Source organism: Pseudomonas oryzihabitans, from assembly GCF_032027545.1.
In the GTDB taxonomy this organism is placed as follows: domain Bacteria; phylum Pseudomonadota; class Gammaproteobacteria; order Pseudomonadales; family Pseudomonadaceae; genus Chryseomonas; species Chryseomonas oryzihabitans_F.
The window spans coordinates 369,777-387,747 of record NZ_JAVSJB010000001.1 but is presented as its reverse complement, the minus strand read 5'-3'; the positions used below and the strand labels follow the sequence as shown (position 1 = coordinate 387,747).

The 17,971-nt window shown below is 65.3% G+C and carries 14 protein-coding genes; 4 read left to right on the top strand and 10 right to left on the bottom strand.

The window, feature by feature from the left end; genetic code table 11:
- Positions 1 to 132: 132 nt before the first annotated feature.
- Complete coding sequence (locus tag RND78_RS01655; protein ID WP_312725481.1) at positions 133 to 1,356, top strand: MFS transporter; 1,224 nt, start codon at positions 133 to 135, stop codon at positions 1,354 to 1,356.
- 243 nt (positions 1,357 to 1,599) lie between these two features.
- Here the strand turns inward: RND78_RS01655 and RND78_RS01650 are convergent, their stop codons facing one another.
- Positions 1,600 to 2,274 (bottom strand): RraA family protein, encoded by a 675-nt coding sequence (locus RND78_RS01650; protein WP_312725478.1) that lies wholly within the window; start codon positions 2,272 to 2,274, stop codon positions 1,600 to 1,602.
- Between the two features lie 80 nt (positions 2,275 to 2,354).
- Positions 2,355 to 4,433, bottom strand: coding sequence for an enolase C-terminal domain-like protein (locus tag RND78_RS01645; RefSeq protein WP_312725476.1), 2,079 nt, complete (start codon positions 4,431 to 4,433; stop codon positions 2,355 to 2,357).
- 102 nt (positions 4,434 to 4,535) lie between these two features.
- On the opposite strand from RND78_RS01645, the gene RND78_RS01640 reads away from it, so the two are divergent.
- Positions 4,536 to 5,402 carry a LysR family transcriptional regulator gene (locus tag RND78_RS01640; RefSeq protein WP_312725474.1) on the top strand — a complete coding sequence of 289 codons (867 nt, stop codon included), beginning with the start codon at positions 4,536 to 4,538 and terminating at the stop codon, positions 5,400 to 5,402.
- Positions 5,403 to 5,780: 378 nt separating this feature from the next.
- The gene (locus tag RND78_RS01635; RefSeq protein WP_312725473.1) at positions 5,781 to 6,752 is read left to right on the top strand and encodes an endonuclease; all 972 of its coding nucleotides are present in this window, start codon (positions 5,781 to 5,783) and stop codon (positions 6,750 to 6,752) included.
- Between the two features lie 146 nt (positions 6,753 to 6,898).
- Here RND78_RS01635 and RND78_RS01630 read toward each other — a convergent pair whose 3' ends face one another.
- Positions 6,899 to 8,131, bottom strand: a complete 1,233-nt coding sequence (locus RND78_RS01630; protein ID WP_312725471.1) for a glutamate carboxypeptidase — start codon at positions 8,129 to 8,131, stop codon at positions 6,899 to 6,901.
- A 179-nt stretch (positions 8,132 to 8,310) separates the two neighbouring features.
- Complete coding sequence (locus RND78_RS01625; RefSeq protein WP_312725469.1) at positions 8,311 to 8,760, bottom strand: DMT family transporter; 450 nt, start codon at positions 8,758 to 8,760, stop codon at positions 8,311 to 8,313.
- Positions 8,761 to 9,272: 512 nt separating this feature from the next.
- Here RND78_RS01625 and RND78_RS01620 point away from each other — a divergent pair.
- Positions 9,273 to 11,741 carry a PAS domain S-box protein gene (locus RND78_RS01620; RefSeq protein ID WP_312725466.1) on the top strand — a complete coding sequence of 823 codons (2,469 nt, stop codon included), beginning with the start codon at positions 9,273 to 9,275 and terminating at the stop codon, positions 11,739 to 11,741.
- Positions 11,742 to 11,765: 24 nt separating this feature from the next.
- On the opposite strand, the gene RND78_RS01615 is transcribed toward RND78_RS01620, so the two are convergent.
- From RND78_RS01615 to RND78_RS01590, 6 genes are read right to left on the bottom strand one after another with little or no spacing between them, the layout of a single operon-like run.
- On the bottom strand, positions 11,766 to 13,169 hold the full coding sequence (locus tag RND78_RS01615; protein WP_312725464.1) for an LLM class flavin-dependent oxidoreductase: 1,404 nt from the start codon (positions 13,167 to 13,169) through the stop codon (positions 11,766 to 11,768).
- Positions 13,170 to 13,177: 8 nt separating this feature from the next.
- The gene (locus tag RND78_RS01610; protein WP_312725463.1) at positions 13,178 to 14,131 is read right to left on the bottom strand and encodes an ABC transporter permease subunit; all 954 of its coding nucleotides are present in this window, start codon (positions 14,129 to 14,131) and stop codon (positions 13,178 to 13,180) included.
- Complete coding sequence (locus RND78_RS01605) at positions 14,128 to 15,117, bottom strand: ABC transporter permease (RefSeq protein WP_312725461.1); 990 nt, start codon at positions 15,115 to 15,117, stop codon at positions 14,128 to 14,130. Before RND78_RS01605 ends, RND78_RS01610 begins: the two co-directional genes overlap by 4 nt.
- Entirely contained in the window at positions 15,101 to 16,639 is a 1,539-nt protein-coding gene (locus tag RND78_RS01600; protein WP_312725460.1) for a sugar ABC transporter ATP-binding protein, read from the bottom strand. The genes RND78_RS01605 and RND78_RS01600 overlap by 17 nt, the downstream gene beginning before the upstream one ends.
- The gene (locus RND78_RS01595; protein WP_312725458.1) at positions 16,636 to 17,601 is read right to left on the bottom strand and encodes a sugar ABC transporter substrate-binding protein; all 966 of its coding nucleotides are present in this window, start codon (positions 17,599 to 17,601) and stop codon (positions 16,636 to 16,638) included. The genes RND78_RS01600 and RND78_RS01595 overlap by 4 nt, the downstream gene beginning before the upstream one ends.
- Positions 17,602 to 17,613: 12 nt before the next feature.
- Positions 17,614 to 17,970: a hypothetical protein gene (locus RND78_RS01590; RefSeq protein WP_312725456.1), complete on the bottom strand. Its 357-nt coding sequence runs from the start codon at positions 17,968 to 17,970 to the stop codon at positions 17,614 to 17,616.
- Position 17,971: the final 1 nt, after the last annotated feature.

Here is a 17,971-nt window from a genome sequence, read left to right as displayed (position 1 = left end):
GCCATGCGCCGCTGAGCTGCTCGGAGCGGCCGTCTCCACCCTAGGCATCGCCAAGGCCTGCCTGTTGCAACGGTACCGAACGTGAAATACCGGCCCAGCTGCGTCCTGCCGAGTTAACCCAGAGACAGTCCCTTGGCAAAACCCGCAAATTCTTCACGTTGGCCCGCCGCTGTGCGGGCGCTCGCCCATCGTGACTTCCAGATCTATTTTGCCTGCCAGGGCGTGTCGACCCTGGGCAAATGGGTGCAACAGGTGGCGCTGTCCTGGATGGCCTATCACGTCACCGCTTCTGCAACCCTGCTGGGCGTGATCACCTTTCTCACCCTCGCCCCGCAATTGCTCGTAGGTCCGATCGCCGGCGCCTGGATCGACCGCCACGACAAACGCCGCTGCCTGATCGCGGCGCAGTCGCTGTTGGCCATTCAATCGCTGTTGCTCGCGCTCTTGAGCTGGCAGGGCTGGATCGACGCGCCGATTCTGATTGCCATGGCCCTGCTTCTGGGCTTGCTGAATGCCCTGGAAACACCGCTCAGGCAGGCACTCATCGGTAGCTTCGTAGCCGACGCCAGCGATTTGCCCAACGCCCTTGCGCTCAATGCCATGTTGATCAACGCTGCGCGTTTCATCGGCCCTCCGTTGGCCGGTGCCCTGATCGCCGCGAGTAGCGAAGCGCTTTGCTTCTTGATAACGGCGATTGCCTTCGCCACCTTGTTGCTGGGCCTGACGAAGGTACAGGGCAGCGCGACCGACAAAGCCAGCGGCTCGACCAGTGAGATGTTTCGCGAAGGCTTGCGCTACGTGTTCAGCACCCTCTCGGTCCGGCGTTTGATGTTCGGGGTGATCGCCGTGAACCTGCTCGCCTCCAACTACAGCGTCCTGCTGCCGGTACTGGCCAAGACGCTCTACCTCGGCGACGCCCGGATGCTGGGTTGGCTATGGGGTGCGGCGGGCGCCGGCGCCTTCGTTGCCACGATAATGCTCGCCCTCGTCGGCGTCTTGCACCGCCTGCGGCGCCTGATCTTCATCGCCGAATTGTGCTGCGCCCTGGCGCTTTGCCTGCTGGCGTTCAAGCTGCCGCTTCCGTTCGCGTTGCTGTTGCTCGCCCTGCTGGGCTTTGGCATCACCGCCAACAACGTCAGCACCAACATGCTGTTGCAAAGCGACGCGCCGGCGGCGCTGCGCGGCCGCGTGATCGCCCTGTACATCGCCATGCGCTTCGGCTTCGAGGCAGTGGGTGGCCTGCTCGCGGGCCTGCTGGCCAGCGCGATTGGCGCCACTCTCACGCTCGGCATCGCCGGTCTGCTGTTGCTGACGTTCCGCGCGGTGGAGAGCCATCTCAATTCGGCAAAGGAATGAACTGAGGATTCGAAGGTGTGGGCTGTCGCGCTAGACCTCATTCAGGGCGTCGACCCGAAGTGGCAAGAAAGTGATAGCCGCCTTCCCAGGGGGACAGCCAGGATGCGCGACGCCTGCACCTCTCGATGGCGGCAGCCGTACCCACCGCACTCGTTGCCTCACCAGGCGACGGCTTCCATCGTCCGTTGCTGACGCACCAATGAAAAAGGCAGCACGCGGCTGCCTTCTTCTCATCGACCACGACTAGGGTAATGCACAGCCCTTCTGCTTGAGGGCGGCCAAGACCCAACTGCGGTCGTTGGTGCCTTCGGCAATCTGCTGCATCTGCTTCTCTTCTGCGGCATGCTTGGCCACTGCTGGGTCGTAGACGTCGGCCACCTGGTCGTAAGGTACGCAAAGCAGACCGTCATCATCGCCGATGATCAGATCGCCCGGCTCTATGACCATGCCGTCGATGGCGATGGGGACGTTGATCTCCCCCGGGCCATCCTTGTAAGGGCCGCGGTGCGAGACACCGGCGGCGAACAGCGGAAAGTTTCCTGCGCCAATGCTGGAAACATCGCGAATGGCGCCATCGACCACGATACCGGCAACACCGCGCTTGACCGCGTAGGACACCATGATTTCACCCAGCTGGGCATTGGTCAGGTCACCGCCGGCATCCACCACGATAACGTCGCCTGGCTCGGCGATGTTCAAGGCGTAGTGGAGCATGAGGTTGTCGCCCGGACGCGTCTTCACGGTGAGTGCCGGGCCGGCCAGTACGCCCTGGCGATGCATGGGACGAAGGCGCGAACCGCCAGCGGTCATCCGATTCATGGAGTCGCTGACATTGGCGACCGGCACTTCACGGTAGCGCGCTACCCAGTCGGCAGCGACCTTGCGTTGCGCTTTTAATACTCTGAATCCAATGGTCATGGGGGCATTTCTCTTATGGACATTGTTGGTGCCGCCGAGGCGGGTCTTAGATTCTTTGCTTGAATATCGTGCTTAAAGCATCAACTGGGAATTGGAGTCAGGGGATCTTGCCCGGCAAGTACGTTATGGATGTTATCCAGGGCAAGACGAAGCATGGCGTGCCTGGTTTCTTCCGTGGCAGAGCCCACATGCGGGGTAAGAATCACATTATCCAGCGCGGCCAATCTGGACTCGATCAGTGGCTCTTTCTCGAATACATCCAGTGCAGCACCTCGTATCAAGCGATTTTCCAGCGCCTTGATAAGGTCGGTTTCATTTACCACAGAGCCTCGCGAAACGTTGACCAACACACCCTTGGTGCCAAGGCAGGACAGGACTGCGCCGTTAATGAGGTGGCGTGTCCTCTCACCCCCGGGGCAGCACAGGATAAGAATGTCGGCGAACGTTGCGAGCGCCTCTAGATCACTCATGAAGGTGTAGGGTGAATGTTCTATCTCTTCCCCACAGTAGGCGATATCGACGTCGAAGGCCGCCAAGCGGCGCGCTATTCCTTGACCAATACGGCCAAGCCCTACGATGCCGACCTTTTTTCCAGCCAGACTCAACGTCAAGGGAAAAAGTTGGTTTTCCCAGGCTCCATCCCTGACGAATCGGTCGGCGGACGGTATACGCCGCAGCAGCGATAGCAGTAGTCCGATTGCCAGCTCACACACCGCCGCATCCAGGACACCCGGTGTATGGGTCACGATCACGCCGGTGCTGCGTGCCGCGTCGAGCGGGATACCATCAAACCCCACTCCCGAGGTCGAAATTATTTTAAGTTTCGGCAGTCGGCTTATTAACCCAGCGGGTAGTTGATAACTGCTGCGCGTCAGTACTGCCTCGATCCTTTCGGATAGCGCGGGATTTCGCTGCAGATCCTCCTCGCTATATCGCTGCAGCTCCGCATCGATGACGTGCTGTTGAGCGATGGGAAATTCGCCGACCTGTAGTACGTTTGGTAGGGACATGATGTTCTCCCAGCCTTGGATCTTATCGAGAGACCGTAGTCCAGCGGCCGTACTTGGAAACCTGGGCTTCATCGAAGTTAAAGCCCAATCCAGGCGTCTGATGCAGCACGACGTGGCCTTTCTCTTGGTCATTTGCCGATCCAGCAGTCGCCGGAAATTCAGCACCTGGTCATCCCAGAAAAATTCGACGTACCGGGCGTTCTGGGTAGCGGCGACCAGTGGCGCATGCACGTCATGGAACCAGTGGGGGCACATCTGGATGCCGTAGCCGGCGGCCATCGCCGCGATTCTCCGCCATTCGGTGATTCCACCGCAGACGGCGGCGTCGGTTTGCAGGATGGATGCGCCGCCCATGTCCAGCAGCTGCTTGTGGTACCAGCGGCCGTAGCCAATTTCCGCCGTCGCGACGGGAATGCGAGTCAGCTTTGCCAGGCGAGCATGGCTCTCGATGTCATCCGGACTGAAGGGCTCTTCGATGAAGTAGGGATCGTACTGCTCAAAGCGGCGCAGGTACTGCATGGCCTGAACGGTATCGATCCAGCCGTTGTTGCAGTCCAGCATCAATTCGACGTCGGAGCCAATAGCCTCGCGAGCCGCCTTGACCCGTGCCTCTTCGCCCGCCGGGCTCCAGCGACCCGTCTTCATTTTCACGGCGCTGAAGCCCTGCTCCACATAGCTTGCCATCTCTTCGCCAACATGGTCGGCGGTCTTGCCGTCCACGTAGTAGCCACCGCTGGCGTAGGCAGGTACGGTTTCCAACTCGACTGCGCCTAGGTACTTGTGCAGAGGCAGCTTGGCAGTCCGGGCGTTCAGGTCCCAGAGCGCTATGTCCAAGGCGCTGAGGGCACGCATCACTGTGCCCATGCGCCCCTGGAGCAGGGCTTCCTGGTACATCTCCTTCCACAGGCCTTCGACAGCCAGGGAGTCGCGGCCGATGATCACCGGTGCCAGCAACTGTTCCACTGCCACGCGGAAAAGCTCGCCGGCGGCATTGCCCACGTAGCAGAAGCCGATGCCTTCCACGCCATCGCTGCTACGGACTTTGACCAGGCCATAGTGACGATCGACCACAGTGCGGTTGGCTAGGTAAGTGACCTTGTCGAGGGGGATGCGAGCGACACAGATGTCGATGGATTGGATGGTGGCCACGGTTTTTCCTCAGGTGTTGGGCTTCTGTCCAAAGACTTTGCCCGCCTGGAGGAATCCAAAAAATATGCTGTTAACGCATTCAGATGACGTAAAGTACGTCGAATGGACACGCGCTTTCTCAACAGCTTCGTCACCGTGGTGGAAAGTGGCTCGATTGCCGGTGCCGCTCGCCGGCTGAACCTGGCCCCCACTACCATCACTCAGCAAATGAAGACGCTGGAAGCCGACATTGGCTGTGAACTGCTCATGCGAGTCGGGCGTACGGTGAAGCCAACGGTCGTGGGAGCGCGCATCGTCGAGCAGGCACGCGAGGTCCTTCGCGGCGTCCGGGATTTGCGCTCCGCTGCCTCCGCTACGGCGTTGCCCGCGGGGCCGCTGCTGCTAGGCGCTACGCCGACCGCACTGATGGGGTTGCTTCCCACTATCCTGCGCCGATGGCTGAGTGCCTATCCTGAAACGCAGATATTCATCGAGCCCGGGACCTCTGCCACGCTGCTGCAACGAGTGATGTCCGGTCAGCTGGATGCGGCCATCCTGGTCCATCCCACCTTTCCCCTGGATAAGACCTGTGTCTGGCAGCCGCTCAGGGAAGAGCCACTTATCCTGCTTACGCCGTCCGAGATGAAGGTTCACGACGTCCTGCATACGGCGGCACGGGAGCCCTTCATCCAATACGACAGGAACGTGGTCGCCGGCAGAATGGCCGACGAATACCTGCGCCGCCACGACATCCAGCCGAGGGTACGTTTCGAGCTGGATGGCATCGAACACATCGCTCAATTGGTAGCCGAGGGGTTTGGCGTTTCCCTCCTTCCCGACTGGCCGGTGATGGGGCCACCCGATAACCGCACGAAGCGCTGGACGCTGCCAGCTCCCTGCCCTTCGCGGATGGTGGGCTTGATTTGGCTACGACAATCGACTCGGTCACCACTGGCCAGGGCGCTTTACGAATTGACCCAGTCCGTATGACCCGCAAGGCACGAACGTACGCCCTATCGTCATTGGATCCTTGGCACAGCGGGCGGGGGGCAACATCGACAGGTCCGCGAACTTGTCGTTTGGGGACCGACATGGAAGGACAACGGTTGTAGCGGAATGTGATCGATCGAAGCTGATGGCTCAGTCCAACAGCACGGTCATAGCGGTCCCACCTGCTGGCGCGAAGCCGCGCGGATATCGGCCTGTTCGACCAGTTGATCGGGCGCCACCAGAGAAATGCAGCGCCCACGGCTGGCCTTGCTTGTCACGGGCTCTCGACCTCGGGCCAGGGCGGCAGTCCTGCGTTAGCGGCCAGTCGCTCTGGAAAAAGCTATACAATTCGGCGCCCTTTCTGACCTGTGAAGATTCATGCGCCTGCTGCTGTCGCTTTTCCTCGCCACACTGCTCATCACCTCCGCTCACGCAACGGCCCCCGATACCTTCGTAGACGCCAAGGTAATCGCCAGACAAAAAGTCTATTTCGACCAGAACACCAGCGCCCAGGGCGACCTTTACTGCGGTTGCCGATGGGAGTGGGTCGGCAAGTCCGGAGGACGGATCGATGCGCCCTCCTGTGGCTTTCAGGCGCGCAAGCAGGAAACCCGCGGCGAACGCACGGAGTGGGAACACATCGTCCCCGCCTGGACCTTCGGCCATCAGCGCCAGTGCTGGCAGAACGGCGGACGCGAACACTGCGTCGCAGACGACCCCGTGTTCCGCGCCATGGAGGCCGACCTCTTCAACCTCTACCCCGCCGTCGGCGAGGTGAATGGCGACCGCGCGAACTTCAACTATGGCATGGCGCAGGCCGTGCAACCGCAGTACGGTCGCTGCCCGACGAAGGTGGACTTCCAGGAACGCGTCGCCGAGCCGCGGGATGACGTCAAGGGCCTGGTCGCCCGCGTCACCTTCTACATGTTCGACCGCTACGCCCTGAACATGTCGCGTCAGCAGCAGCAACTGCTGATGGCCTGGGATCAGCAGCATCCGGTGACCGCCTGGGAGCGTCAGCGGGATCAACGGATCGCCGCGGTGATGGGCCATGCCAATCCGTTCGTGTCCGGTGAGCGACACTGGACCCTCGGCTACAAACCCGCCGGGGACGGGGTAGTCAGCGCCTTGCCGGCACCCACGTCTGCACCCGTTCCCCCGGCCGACACCACGGACCCTCTGCCTACCCGGTCGGGATCGATCATCGGCAACCGTAACAGCCATGTCTATCACCTGGCCGTAGGCTGCCCGAGCTATGCCAAGGTGTCGCCCAAGAACCAGGTTCGCTTCGCCTCCGAAGCCCAGGCGCAGGCGGCAGGTTTCACCAAGGCGGGCAATTGCTCGCCTTGAGGCCTGGGCGCCCTCACCCGGAGGCAGGTTGCCCCTGCGGTACCTGAGCACCTGTGCGCAACGAAACCCTCACCTACGGCTGCAGCCTGCCATGGGTGCGGGAGAGCCGGCATCCGGCGGACGGCCGCCCGCCTGGAGCAAGCCCTTCATTTGCCTTGCGACAGCTCCACCAGCATCCGCGTGAGCAGGTAGATACGCGGCGCCACGCTGTCCAGCTCGATGTACTCCTCGGGCGTGTGGAGCTTGCCGCCGACGATGCCGAAGCCATCCAGGGTAGGCACGCCAGCGCCAGCCGCGATACTGGCATCCGCCGCGCCGCCGCTGCCTTCCACGGTCAGCGTGCGGCCCAGCTCGCCGTAGATGCCCTGGGCCATGGCCAGCAGCCGATCGCTCGCCGGGGTCTGCGGCATCGGCGGCAGGCCGCGCTCCAGGCGAGTGGTTACCTCGGTATCGGGAACCTGCCTGTTGGCGGCGATCCGTGCCAGGTCCTGTTCCACCCGGTCGAACTCCTCCGGCAGCGCGGCGCGCACATCGGCCTTGGCGACGGCATGGTCGGGGATCACGTTGATACGGTCACCCGCCTCGATCACGGTGAAGTTGACCGAGGTTTTCTTCTCCGCGTCGCCCAAGTTGCCCAGCTGCAGTACCTGGTGCGCCACCTCGGTGGCGGCGTTGCGCCCCAGTTCCGGCGAAACGCCGGCGTGGGACGCCTTGCCCTTGACCTCCACCACGGCCGTGGCGCTGCCCTTGCGCCACACCACCAGGCCATCGGCCGGGCGGCCCGGCTCCAGGTTGAGCACCACATCGTGCTGTTTGGCGGTGCTGGCGATCAGCTCGGTGGCGGCCGGGGAGCCGGTTTCCTCGCTGGCGTCCAGTAGCAGGGTGATCTGTCCATAGTCCTTGAAGTCGAGGGTCTTGAGGATCTCCAGCGCCGCCAGGGCGACTACGATGCCGCCCTTGTCGTCGGACACGCCCGGACCATAGGCGCGCTGTTCGTCGGTGCGGTATGGCCGCGCCTTGGCCGTCCCTTCCTTGAACACCGTGTCCAGGTGCGCCAACAGCAGGATCCTGGCCTTGCCGGTGCCCTTCAGCGTCGCCACCAGGTGCTGACTCCGGTCCGGCGCGGTGTTCGGTACCTGCTGGAGGGTGGCACCGAGCTTCTTCAACTCGGCACCGACGAGGTTGCCGACTTCGGTCAAACCCGGTGCGTAGCCGGAACCCGAGTCGATGTTCACCAGTTGCTCCAGCAGCTTGAGGGCCGGTGTCCTGGCCTGCTCCGCAGCGGACTTGACGCGCTCGTCGAGCGCGGCGCTGGCGGGTAAGGCGATACAGCCGGCGAGAACGGCGGCGAGGGTGGAACGGAAGAACGAAGCGGACATCGGGCTTTCCTTGTTGGTCTGTTTTAATTAGTCAGACAACTGTAGTCACAACAGGGACGCAGGGGGAACTCGGGCCGCACCGTGGCGCCCTGAGCCGCAGCAGCGAAGCCAGGACAGGCAATGCCTGCTGCCTTCCTGGCGGAAGGGCAAGCAGGCGGAGGACGAACAGCCGTGGCTGTTCAGAAACGAGCGATCAGGACGACCCCGGCGATCATGAATACCGCACCCAGCAGGCGCCAACCGTTGACTGCGTGCTGCTCCATGGAAAACAGGCCGAAATGATCGATGGCCAGGCTAGCGATGAGGTTGGCGGTGATGGTGACCCCATTCACCGGAGCCGCGCCAAGCCGCTGGATGAAGAGGAGACCGGCGAAGACCGCGACGGCACCGGCGATCCCCCCCAGAGGCGCCCACCAGGGCATGTCGCCGATCTGATTGACCGACGGGAGCGGTTTGGGCATGCAGATGAACAGCCCCACCGCTACGAAGGTGACCATCACGAACGACACGGAAGTGGCCAGCCAGGGATTGACCAAGGCCTTGTTGAGCGAGCCGTTAATGGCCGCGCCCGCGGCCTGCAGGAACCCAGCAACGACGATGAGGAGGTAAGCCCAATTCGCGGTATTCATAGGAGTCGTCTCGGAGCGGAGCGTGGGGAAAGACGCGGGGCCGGCTCACCGACCAGGCGAAGCCTAGTTACGACCGGAAGCCCAGCCCAAAAGTGCCGCCGAAACGCCCTGCGCAGGCTCTGCACCGGGGTGCTCGACGCGGTGGGCAGCCAGCGGTTCCGCGCGCAGATACCGACCCTGCCGTTCGTCGCCTGCGCCAGCCACCCTTCTCTCCGCTCACGGCCTGATCACGGCCTGCCCTGGTCGAGGCCCAGCGGTTTCGCCCGAGGAACGAGTAGTGGTGCCCGCAGGGAGCAGCCTGGCGCGCCCTGCTGCCAAGAGGACGAAAGAGGCTGTGCTGTGCGCAAGTTATCCGTTATCGCAACAACACGATCGACCGCTGCGCTTGGGCGACCGCTATACTGGCCGAGCACGGCCTGTGACGACTGCCTCGAGCATCCCGTAGCGAAGGCGTCAGCCAGTCGCTCGCTAATTCCCCTTCTGCCCGGCCCGGGCGACGTACGAGCGGTCCGATGAGCACCACGCCCCCAACTTCCAGCCTTTCCTCTAGTCTCGCGCAAGACGTCGACCTCGTGGCAGAGATCGCCGCGATTCCGCGCATCCTGGACACGGTGTGCCGGCTGACGGGCATGGGCTTCGCCGCGGTGACGCGGGTGACCGATGATCGCTGGATCGCCTGCTGCACCCTCGATCTCATCGGCTTCGGCCTCGGGCCCGGCGACGAGCTGGCGGTCGAATCGACGATCTGCGACGAGATCCGCGACCACCGGCAGCCGGTGGTGATCGACGATGTGGCGCAGGACAACCACTACCGCCATCACCACACCCCCCGGCAGTACGGTTTGCGCAGCTACATCTCCGTACCCATCGTGCTGGAAGATGGCAGCTTCTTCGGCACTCTTTGCGCGATAGATCCGCGGCCCGCCCATCCCAGTCGCCCGGAAGTGCTGGCGACCTTCGAGCTGTTCGCCGGCATGATCGCCCTGGAAATCGCGGCGCAGCGCCGCTTCCAGGCGGCACGCAACGTCCTGCACAGCGAGGCCTTCTCGCGCAGCCTGCTCAAGGCCAGTCTGGATTGCGTCAAGGTGCTGTCCGCCGAAGGCCATATCGAATTCATGAATGGCCAGGGGCTGGAGATGAATCAGTTGCAGTCCCTGGATCAGATCATGGGGCGCGAACTTGCCGCGCTATGGCCGGAACAGGAACAACCCAAGATCCGCCAGGCTATCGAGCAGGCACGCCAGGGTCGGACCACCCGCGTGGAGGGCTTCTGCCCGACGGCGCGGGGCGAACCGCGCTGGTGGGAGGTGTCCTGCTCGCCGTTCGAGGTCGCCGGCAGCGACCACCCGAAGATCATCTGCATCTCGCGCGACATCAGCAGTCGCGTGCTGGCGGGCCAGGCGCAGCAGGCGCGAGCCGAAGCCATCGCCGCGCTCAACGATGACCTGGAGCGCCAGGTTTCGGCGCGCACGGCCGAACGCGACCAGATCTGGCAATGTTCGAGCGATCCGCTCTGCGTGGCCAGTCTCGACGGTTTTTTCGTCAGCCTCAACCCGGCCTGGGTACAGACGCTCGGCTGGACGCTGGAGGAGCTCAAGGCCGAGCCCTTCGTGTCCTTCGTCCATCCTGACGACCTGGCCGCCACGCGCCAGGCCTTCGGTGCCCTGCGGCAGGGCAAGCCAGTGAGCAACTTCGAGAACCGCTACCGTCACCGCGATGGCTCCTATCGCTGGTTGTCCTGGAATGCCGTGTACAACGACGGGCTGATCTATGCCACGGTCCGCGACGTCTCTGAGCAACGGCAGAACGCCCTGGACCTGGCCAATGCCGAGGATGCCCTGCGCCAGTCCCAGAAGATGGAGGCCATCGGCCAGCTCACCGGCGGGGTGGCCCACGACTTCAATAACCTGCTGACAGTGATCAAGTCGTCCTGCGATCTGCTCAAGCGTCCGAACCTGAGCGAAGAACGGCGCGACCGCTACATCAACGCCATTTCCACGACCATCGACCGCGCAGCGAAGCTGACGGGACAGCTGCTGGCCTTCGCCCGGCGCCAAGCCCTCACGCCGGAGGTTTTCTCGGCGAGCGCCAACGTACGCGCCCTGCACGACATGCTGGGGACGCTGCTGGGCTCGCGCATCCAGATCGAGGTGGACTTGCCGGAGACGCCCTGCCTGGTCTACGCAGATCCCGGCCAGTTCGACACTGCCCTGGTGAACATGGCGGTCAACGCCCGCGATGCCATGGACGGTGCCGGTCGTCTGACCCTCGCCATCGAAACCGTCGCCGCCATTCCGGAAAGCCCGTCGCAGGCAGGCAGCGACCTGCCGGCGGTGGTCCTGTCGATCACCGACACCGGCAGCGGCATCGCCCGGGAGCACCTCGGCCAGATCTTCGAACCCTTCTTCACCACCAAGAGAGTCGGCCAGGGTACCGGGCTCGGCCTGAGCCAGGTTTTCGGCTTCATCAAGCAATCCGGCGGCGAGATCCGCGTGACCAGCGAGGTCGGGCGTGGCACCACCTTCCGCCTCTACCTGCCGCTGGTGACTGGCGAGGCAGGCCCGGTGATCACCAGCACACCGCCGGCAGTCGCCGATGGCCACGGTATCGCGGTGCTGGTGGTCGAGGACAACCTCGACGTGGGCACCTTCGCCGTCGCTTCCCTGCAGGATCTCGGCTATCGCCCTGAGCTGGTGTCGAGCGCGGAACTCGCCCTGGCACTGCTCGCCGAGCGGCCAGGACACTACGACGTGGTGTTCTCCGACGTGGTCATGCCCGGCCTGAGCGGCCTGGAACTCGCCATCGAGATCAGACGCCTGTATCGCAGCCTGCCGGTGCTACTGACCTCCGGCTACAGCCATATCCTGGCCACCAACGGTGCCCAGGGTTTCGAGCTGATCCACAAGCCCTACTCGGTGGAAGAATTGTCGCGGCGCCTGCAGGAAATCCTGGAAGAGGCGGCGACGCACCTGGTGAGCTGAGTCGGACGCGTCGACCACCTGGCGCTAGGCCGGCTGGAGCACCGCGAGCCTGTCCCGCTGCCGTGCCAGGTTTCGATAGCCCGCGGCTGGGTGTGCACTGGGCAGCCGCGGGCTGGCACCGCCGAGTTTTTCGCGCAGGGTCCCTGCCTGGTAGGCGCGCTTGTAGACGCCGCGCCGTTGCAGCTCCGGCACCAGCAGCTCCACCACGTCGGCGAAGGTCTCGTGGGTCACGGCATAGGCCAGGTTGAAGCCATCCACGTCGGTTTCCTCGACCCAGCTCTGCAACTCGTCCGCCACCGTCGCGGCGCTGCCCACCAGCAGCGGACCGAAGCCGCCGATGCCGACCCAGTCGGCCAGCTCCTGCACCGTCCACTGTTTGCTGGGATCGGCGGTGGAAAAGGCTTCCACCGCCGACTGGATGGCATTGGTATGCAGATGCTTGAGTACCTGGTCGGGGCGGTAGGCGGCGAAGTCGATGCCGGTCCAGCCGGAGATCAGCGTCAGGGCGCCTTCGTAGCTCACGTAGCCTTTGTAGTCCTGCCACTTGGCCTGGGCCTGGGCATCGGTCGCGCCAACGATGACCGTCTGCAAATTGAAGATGAGCACCTGGCGCGGATCGCGACCGGCCTCGGCGGCTCGCCGGCGGATATCGGCCACGGTTTTCTTGAGCACCGTCTTGGACGGTGCGGCGACGAAGATGCACTCGGCGTGCTCGGCGGCGAATTGGCGGCCGCGACTGCTGGCGCCGGCCTGGTAGAGCACCGGGGTGCGTTGGGGCGAGGGTTCGCAGAGGTGATAGCCCGGCACCTGGAAATGCCGGCCGTGGTGGCCGATGGGATGCACCTTGGCCGGGTCGGTGAAGCGCCCGGAGGCGCGGTCGCGCACCACCGCGCCCTCCTCCCAACTGCCTTCCAGCAGCTTGTAGACGACCTGCAGGTATTCCTCGGCGTAGTCGTAGCGGGCATCGTGGTCGGCCTGGGCGGACTGGCCGAGATTGCGCGCGCCGCTTTCCAGGTAGGAGGTGACGATGTTCCAGCCGATGCGCCCCTTGGTCAGGTGATCCAGGGTGGAGAGCCGGCGGGCGAAGGGATAGGGATGCTCGAAACTCAGGGAAGCGGTCAGGCCGAAACCCAGGTGGCGGGTCACCGCCGCCATGGGGGTGATCAGCGCCAGGGGATCGTTGACCGGCACCTGGGTGGCCTCGCGCAGGGTAGCCTCGGGGCCGCCACCGTAGACGTCGTAGAGACCGAGGACGTCGGCGATGAACAGGCCATCGAACAGGCCGCGTTCGAGCAATTGCGCGAGGTCGGTCCAGTATTCGAGGTCCTTGTATTCCCAGGAGCGGTCGCGCGGGTGGCGCCAGAGTCCGGGGGATTGATGGGCCACGCAATTCATGTCGAAGGCGTTGAGGCGGATTTCACGGGACATGGGGGCTCCTAGTGGGCGGCGTCGTGGCGCCGGGCGAGTTGATTGAGGGTCAGCACCAAGAGGATCAGCAGGCCGGTGGCCACCTGTTGCCAGTAGAAATTCCAGCCCACCAGCAGCAGGCCGTTGGCGAGCACCGCCAGCAACAGCACGCCCAGCAGGGTGCCGAGCACATTGGGCCGGCCATGGCGATTAAGACTGGCGCCGATGAACACGGCGCCGATGCCATTGATGAGGTAGGCATTGCCCGAGAGCGGCACATAGGCATCGATGCGCAGCGCCAGCAGCATTCCCGCCACCGCGGCGGCCAGGGCGGTAGCCAAGCAGGTCCAGAGCGCCAGGCGCCGCAGCGCCAGCCCCGAATAACGCGCCACCAACGGCTGGCTGCCCAGCGCCAGCAAGGCGCGCCCTAGGCGTCCGCGAGTCAGTACCAGGCCATAGAGCACCGCCAGCAGCAACACGGTCCAGACCGCCGCCGGCAACCCGAACCAGCTGCTCGCGGCCGGCCTGAACTCGGGTTTCAGATACAGCGGCAGGCCGCCCTCGGACAGCAGCTGTTGCAGGCTGGTGCCGATGAACAGCAGCCCCAGGCTGGCGAGGAAAGGCGATAGCCCCACGCCGGCCACCAGCAGGGCATTGGCCAGGCCGACCAGCAGCCCGAGTCCCAGGCCACCGGCGAGCGCCACGGCCAGCGGCCAGCCGGCATTGAGCAAGGCGATGCAGCCAAAGGCCGCCAGGTCCAGGGCGATGCCCACCGAGAGATCGATGCCGCCCGCGGCGATGGCGTAGGTCAGCCCCAGGGCCACCAGCGCCGGCACCAGGCCATTATTCAACAGCAGGCTGAGCAGGTTGCCCTGGCTGAGAAAGCCAGGCGCGGCCAAGGCGAAGACCACCACCAGCGTCAGGAACAGCAACGGTAGCGCCAGGCGCAGGCTGGGACGACCGAGGGAGAGGGTCGCGCTCATAGGTTGCCCTCCTTGCGTAGACTGGCCGCTGCCACCACCAGCAGGATCAGCGTGCCCTGCACGCCATTGACCAGGAAGCTGCTCACCCCGAGCAACTGGAAGCCATTGCCGAGCATGCCCACCAGCAATGCGGCCAACAGGGTGCCGCCGACGCTCGGCTGGGAGCGCCAGGAAAACACCGTACCGAGAAAGGCGATGGCCACCACCGGCAGCAGCAACTCGCCCGACCCGGGCGTACTGCCGCTGAACCAGGCCACCGACAGCAACGCCGCCAGGCCCGCGCAACCGCCCGCCAGCAGATAGCTGGAAAACACCAGCGTCCGTACCGGCAGGCCGGCGGCCCGCGCCGCTTCAGGATGATCACCTACCGCCGCCAACCGCAGGCCATAGCGCGTGCGCTGCAGCAGCAGGGCCAGCACCAGGGCGGTTACCAGCAGCACCCAGCCCGCCGCCGGGATGCCCAGCAGGCTGCCCATCCCGAGCAGATCCAGCCAGGGCGCGCTGGCCGGTAGCACGGTGTTTTCGCTCAGGACCAGCTCCAGGCCGGCCACCACATTGAGGCTGGCCAGGGTCGTGAGCAGCGGCGGCAGGCCCAGCAGGGTCACCGCCAGGCCGTTGACCGCCCCGACCAACAGGCCGCAGGCCAGGGTCAGGCCGATGGCCAGCGGCGCGCCGTACCCCGCGTTGACCAGGGTCGCCTGGACCGCCGCGCAGAGTCCGAGATTGGCCGCCAGCGACAGATCCAGGCCACCGGCCAGGACGTTGCCGCCCCCGCCGATGATCACCAGGGTGAGGCCCAGCGCCAGAATGCCCGGGATGGCGGCCTGGGCGAGGATGTTGGCGAGATTGCCGGCGCCCAGGAACCCCGGCGCCCGCCAGGCGAACAGGGCGGCGATCAACACGAAGGCCAGCAGCGCGCCGTGGCGCCAGAGATCCAGCCGTCCGCCCAGGGTGGGCAACGCAAGACGTTCAGGAAGCGAGGCCAAGATCCGCCCTCCCCGTCGCGTCCGCAGCCGGTGCCACCGCCCCAGTGGCAGTGGCCAGCAGTTCCTCGGCGCTCAGCTCCCTGGCCGGGCGCGCCGGCAGCAGCCGTCCGCGATGCATCACATGGATGCGGTCACAGAGGTTGAGCAGCTCGGGCAAGTCCACCGACAGGATCAACACCCCGGCGCCCTGCTCCACCAACCGGGCGACCTGGCGATAGAGTTCGGCCCGCGCGGCGAGGTCGATGCCCACGCTGGGTTCGTCCAGCAGATAGAGCCGTGCATCGCGGGCCAGCCACTTACCGAGCGCGACCTTCTGCTGGTTGCCGCCACTGAGGTGGCGCACCGGCGTCTCCAGGTCCGGGGTGCGGATGTCCAGCGCCTGGCGTAGCCGTAATGCGGTCTGGCGCTCCGCGCCTGGCCGGCGGAGACCGAGCCAGCTGAAACGCTCCAGGGCGGCCAGGGTGAGATTCTCGGTCACGGTGAGATCCAGGGCCACGCCCTGCTGCCGGCGATTCTCCGGCAACAGCGCCAGACCCGCCCGCACCGCGGCCCGCGGATGGGCGAACCGCTGCGGACGTCCCTCCAGCAGCAACTCGCCCTCGACTACCGGCAGCAGGCCGAACAGCGTCTTCAACAACTCCTTGGCGCCCGAGCCCACCAGGCCGGCCACGCCGACCACCTCGCCGCGGCGTACCTGCAGGTCGACTTCGGCGAAAGCCCCCGGTCGACCAAGACGGCGCGTCTCCAGCAGCACCTCGCCAGGCTGCGCCTGCGCCTTGGGATAGGCCTCGCCGAGTTCGCGATTGATCATCAGCCGCGCCATGGCGGCAGCCGGCGTGACGCGGGGTTCGACCTCCGCCACCACCTGGCCGCCACGCAGCACCGTGGCCCTGTCACAGAGACGCTCGACCTCCTGCAAATAGTGGGACACATAGAGCAAGGCCAGGCCCTGGTCGCGCAACTCGCGCAGCAGCCTGAGCAGGCGCTCCACCTCGCCATGGGCCAGGGCTACCGTGGGTTCGTCGAGCACCAGCACCTTGGGGGTGCCCAGCAGCGCCCGGCTGATCTGCAGCAATTGCTGTTCAGCGCTGCTCAGTTCCGCCACCCGGGTCCGCGCGCGGCATTGCAGGCCGAAGCGCTCGGCCAGTAGCTGCTCCGCCGCCCGCTCCTGCCCGCGGCGATCCAGCAGCGGGCCGCGGCGCCGCTCCTGGCCGAAGAACAAGGCCTCGGCCAGGGTGAAGTTGGGCGGCAACAGCCGCTCCTGGTGGATGATGGACACCCCGCGGCGGGCCAACTCGCGCGGACCCGCGCCGAGCAGCGACTGGCCGTCCAGGCGCAGCTCGCCGGCGTCGGGGGTCACCAGGCCGCCGAGCACCTTGATCAGGGTGGACTTGCCGGCACCGTTCTCGCCGATCAGGCCGTGGATCTCGCCGCCCCTCAGGGTCAGGTCGACGCCTGCCAGCGCCTGGGTCGCCCCGTAGCGCTTGGCGACGCCGCGCAGTTCGAGCACCGCCGTGCTCACTGATCACCCCGCAGCGCCGCGACCTGGTCCAGGTTCGCCTTGGTGGTGAGCAGGGTCGGCACATGGGTTTCCTTGGGCAGATCACGCGCGCCGGCCAGGTAGCGGGCGGCGTTCTGCACCGCCGTGCGCCCCATCAATGCCGGTTGCTGGGCGACTACCGCGCCCACCGGGCTGTCGTCACGCTTGAGCAGTTCCAGCACCTCGGGGGTGCCGTCGACGCCATAGGTCTTGATCTCGGTCCGTCCGGCCTCGATCAGCGCCTGGCTGGCGCCGAGCTGGGGAATGTCCCAGGCCGACCAGATGGCGGCGATCTGCCCCTTGGGATACTTGTTGAGCAGCGCCGCGATCTGGCCGCGGGCGTCCTGCACGGTATTGGGGATCACATCGCGCAACTCGGGCTGGATGATCTTCAGCCCCGGATGGGCCTCCAGCACCTTGCGCAGCTCGGCGTAGCGGATAGCGCACACCGGTACGCCCTGGAAGCCGTTGAACACCAGGATGTTGCCCTGGCCGCCGGTGTCCCTGGCCAGTTGCTCGGCGAGTTCACGGCCGGCCGCGGCATTGTCGGAGGTGGTGTTGTTGAGGCTGTACTGGGACGGTGCATCGATGGTGAACAGCGGGATACCAGCCGCCTCGATGCGCTTCAGCCAGGGATCTATCACGCTCAGGGTGCCGAGGGTCTGGATCACCGCGTCCGGCTTCTGGGTCACCAGCGTCTGCAGCTGGGTGACCAAGTTCTTGTCGTTACGACCGGCGTCCAGAGTGATGGGGGTGCCGCCCAGCCGCTTGACCTCCTCTACCTGCGCCTGGAAGGCCTTGAGATCGAAGTAGTGGCTGGTGCCGGTCATGCTGATGGCGATGCGCTTGCCGGCGAGCGAGGGGATCTCGTCCGCAGACGCGAGGGCGCTGGTGGCCAGCAGCGGCAACAGCAGGAGGGCACGGAACAGGGTACGCAGTGACATGGCAATCCTTTTCTAGTCGGTGATCGTCAGGTGGTGTTCGCCCAGCAGGCGCTTGAGGTCCCGGGGTGCCGGGCCGGCTGAGCGGTGCACGACGGTTGCTGCCAGCCATTCCCGTTGCAGGTCGGCGGCGAGCTGGCGGGCACTGTCGGCGGCCAGGCGCACCTGGATCTGCCGTACCGGTTCGTCCTCGGCAGGGCTGGTACGCTGCAGGGCGCGCGCCGCGGCCAGGCGCACCTGAAGATCGCCGACCGCGGCGATCACCAGCGGGTCCTGGGCACGCGCGTCCTTTGGCAGTTCGTCGCGCAGCTGCTGGAGAATCTGTTCGGCGAAGGCCAGTTCTTCGCGGGTGGCAAGGGCGAGATCGGTCATG